Annotated in this window: 3 protein-coding genes; 2 read left to right on the top strand and 1 reads right to left on the bottom strand. The window is 40.0% G+C overall.

What is annotated here, in order from left to right; genetic code table 11:
* A partial coding sequence (locus PSF67_RS21905; RefSeq protein ID WP_272677606.1) for an HK97 gp10 family phage protein occupies positions 1-352 on the top strand: 352 nt, incomplete at its 5' end.
* 347 nt (positions 353-699) lie between these two features.
* Positions 700-1,272 carry a hypothetical protein gene (locus tag PSF67_RS21900; RefSeq protein WP_137019050.1) on the top strand — a complete coding sequence of 191 codons (573 nt, stop codon included), beginning with the start codon at positions 700-702 and terminating at the stop codon, positions 1,270-1,272.
* Between the two features lie 538 nt (positions 1,273-1,810).
* On the opposite strand, the gene PSF67_RS21895 is transcribed toward PSF67_RS21900, so the two are convergent.
* Positions 1,811-2,230, bottom strand: coding sequence for a hypothetical protein (locus tag PSF67_RS21895; protein WP_137019048.1), 420 nt, complete (start codon positions 2,228-2,230; stop codon positions 1,811-1,813).
* Positions 2,231-2,917 lie beyond the last annotated feature (687 nt).

The raw sequence follows: 2,917 nt of genomic DNA, 5'->3' as shown, positions 1-2,917 counted from the left end.
ATCTAAGAGAAGAGGTCGCAATCAATCGTTCCAGCAATATTGCCAACATGTAGAGCAACGAGTATCACGCGCTATGCAGCGGTTTCTTATCGACGCTGGAGCACAGGCCGCACTCTATACGCCTATCGATACCTCAACATTGATTAATAGCCAGTTTCGCACAGTCACCATTAACGGTACGCGAGTAACGGGGCGTATTGGTTATTCCGCCAGCTATGCCGCTTATGTGCATGACCCGAAAGTTAAGCAGAAGTTTAAACGCCCAACGGCTAAAAAAGAGTTCTTGAAAAAAGGTGTAGAGGAAACATTACCCAATTTAACTAAGTATATTCAGGAAGAATTGAAGCGTTAACTCGGTACTTTCGTGAACAGTACGCGCGAGGGCGGTGATGCGAGAATTCACCCCACTTTAGCGACTTATGTGACACGTTAGGGGTGATGATTTTTATACACCGTAGCAAATAGTTTTTACACATCGTAGAACGGGAGTTTTTACACACGTTAGCAGCTAATTATCGGACACGTTAGCGGTTAGTTTTCGGACATCGTAGCAAGATTTTTTTCAGTCCATAAAAAGAGAATATTAATCTTACCTTGAAATAGGCTTGTATCTATTGGTATCACAGGGATTGGCGGAATAATGAGAATGACAACTTATGAAAAACTCATATTATTTCGGATTGGAAATGGCGAGGCATTATGAGACCACAATCAAGGCACTATACGGACGCATTGCCAACTATCGGGCATGGCACTATAGCTGCTATCAGAAAGTTTAAAAACGATGGTGAAGGGCTACAGTGGGATACTAGCGCAGGTAAATTAATCATTGGTAAAAATGGTGATAATTACTTGGTCGTTATAGGCGATAAGCGATTTTCTTTATCACTCGTTACCACTCAAGCAGGTTATGGCGTTCGTTATTGGTATTCATGCCCCTATTGCCGCAAACGTAGAGCAGAGCTTTATTTTAGTCGTAAAGATTTAGCCTGTAGGTCGTGTTGGAATTTCCACTATGCCAGCCAGAGCGAAAACAAGCTTGACCGATTAAGGCGCAAGGTGCGAGTAGGCCGCTTTGCTATTTGGGGTTATAGTCCAGATGTTAGTAACTTAACCAAGCATGTGTATTCTTTCGATAAACCCAAGGGCATGAGATGGGAGAAATTCAGGGAGAAAGTGGCAGAACAGGCAAGATTAGAGGATTATTACTGGCAGGCGTTTATACCATTTGTCGATAAATTAACGTCAGGTACTAAGATAACGATAACCTAATATTTTCACGCAGTACCACCTCACGAAACCTCACGCCATTAATATTTTACTACTAGCCAAAACTAGCCTTGCTACTAGGGAAAACTAGAGGTTATTGCGCAAAAACGCTAAATAGTTAATGTGAGTCGTTAGTAATTAACGCATTGATAAATAAATAGTATTTTGTATCTAATGAAATTGCGCATTGATGCCAAAATTGCGCACTAAAACTGCGCACAGAATTGCGAATTCGCAGTTTGAAAATTGCGAACAAAAGTGCGAATTTCGCAGTTGGCCATGAGGTGGAATGTAGTATTAAAGCCGCTTTCTGTCTGGTTTTGTTCAATGATGACCTGTTATCAATTGTTATGGTTCATTGTTGAGAAATGTTAAGGTTGTTCGCAGTTTACTACTACATAAAACTACACATTGAACTTAGTAAAACTTAGTAATCATTCGCAGTTTGATATGTATCGGAATGTATCGGTAAATTGCGCACTAGATGCTAAGAAATGCTAAGGTTTAATGCGCAGTTGAATACCAAGTTTTACAGGGGTAATTAGCTACTCAGTTTCCCTGCTATATCCTTGTGACGCTTCCACGCTGAATAAATATCCTTATCCCACGCTTTACCGCCTTTAGTTTGATAGCCAGCCTCGTTAATTCGTTCAGCAATAATGCGCCCATTATCTATACCCTCTGATAGCACCAAATTAACAACAGAAACGACAGCAGACTCATTATAGGTATACGGTGGGATATCTGCCTTACCAGCAATTAAAGACGCCACAGACGATTCTAGGCGTTCCACTAGCGATAACATACGAGCGTCAGGATTGCTGTCTGGGCGGTTTAACTTCTCTTTGATAGCTGAGACTATCCATGCTGTTTTATCGCTGCCAGAGTTCGATACAGCATCATTAAATAGGGCTTGCAGCTCAGCAGGTAAACGAAAGGCAATAAGATTAGATTTACTCATGATAATAGTCCGTTATTAGCTCAATGAGTGCTTATTATATCAGTGTATAACAGTGTTATACAGATTAGAAAATGTAAAATTGCTGGTGGATTTAAGGAGTGATTGTATAACTTAATATAACAAAGTCAGGGTAACTTACTGTAAAACAAGCAAAGCGTATTATTGCGCCTTGTAACTAACTGAATACATGGCAAAGCTCAAATTTGAGCACAGTCTAATTTTACCAATAGAATCAATCGGCTCATTTTTGAGCCTGTATTTATCAATAGAAACAGTGTCCTCAAAATTGAGGAGGGTTAACGATTGTGATTATGGCCATAGTCGGAAAGGGCGACAGTTGAAATGCTACCCTTGATACTGAGGACGGCTTGAAATGAAGCCCTCATATCAAAACCACAAATTAGTGCCTTTAGCCAAAGTAGCTAAGTATTAGCCAGTATAGCTAACCCATACGAAAAACACGGTGTAGTTATATTGATAACAAAAAGAATCACAATAATAACGTACCGAAATGGTACTTAAATAAACCACGGTGGTACTATGGTGTTGCTATAGTGATTGTAAGGTATTCGTTTTGGTATCCACCGAAAAGGCTATATTTTACTGGATACTTCATCCTCTGAATGTTGACAATTGTTGACATCAGAACCAGACAAAACCAGACATGAGAACAAAGTAAATGTTGCT

This window comes from Providencia sp. PROV076 (assembly GCF_028483405.1).
In the GTDB taxonomy this organism is placed as follows: domain Bacteria; phylum Pseudomonadota; class Gammaproteobacteria; order Enterobacterales; family Enterobacteriaceae; genus Providencia; species Providencia huaxiensis.
This window is presented reverse-complemented; position numbering and strand designations above follow the sequence as displayed.

Bases quoted from the DNA above. Each gene is read 5' to 3' on its own strand.
- PSF67_RS21900 (WP_137019050.1), top strand. From the start codon at position 700: ATGAGACCACAATCAAGGCACTATACGGACGCATTGCCAACTATCGGG.
- PSF67_RS21895 (WP_137019048.1), bottom strand. From the start codon at position 2,230: ATGAGTAAATCTAATCTTATTGCCTTTCGTTTACCTGCTGAGCTGCAA.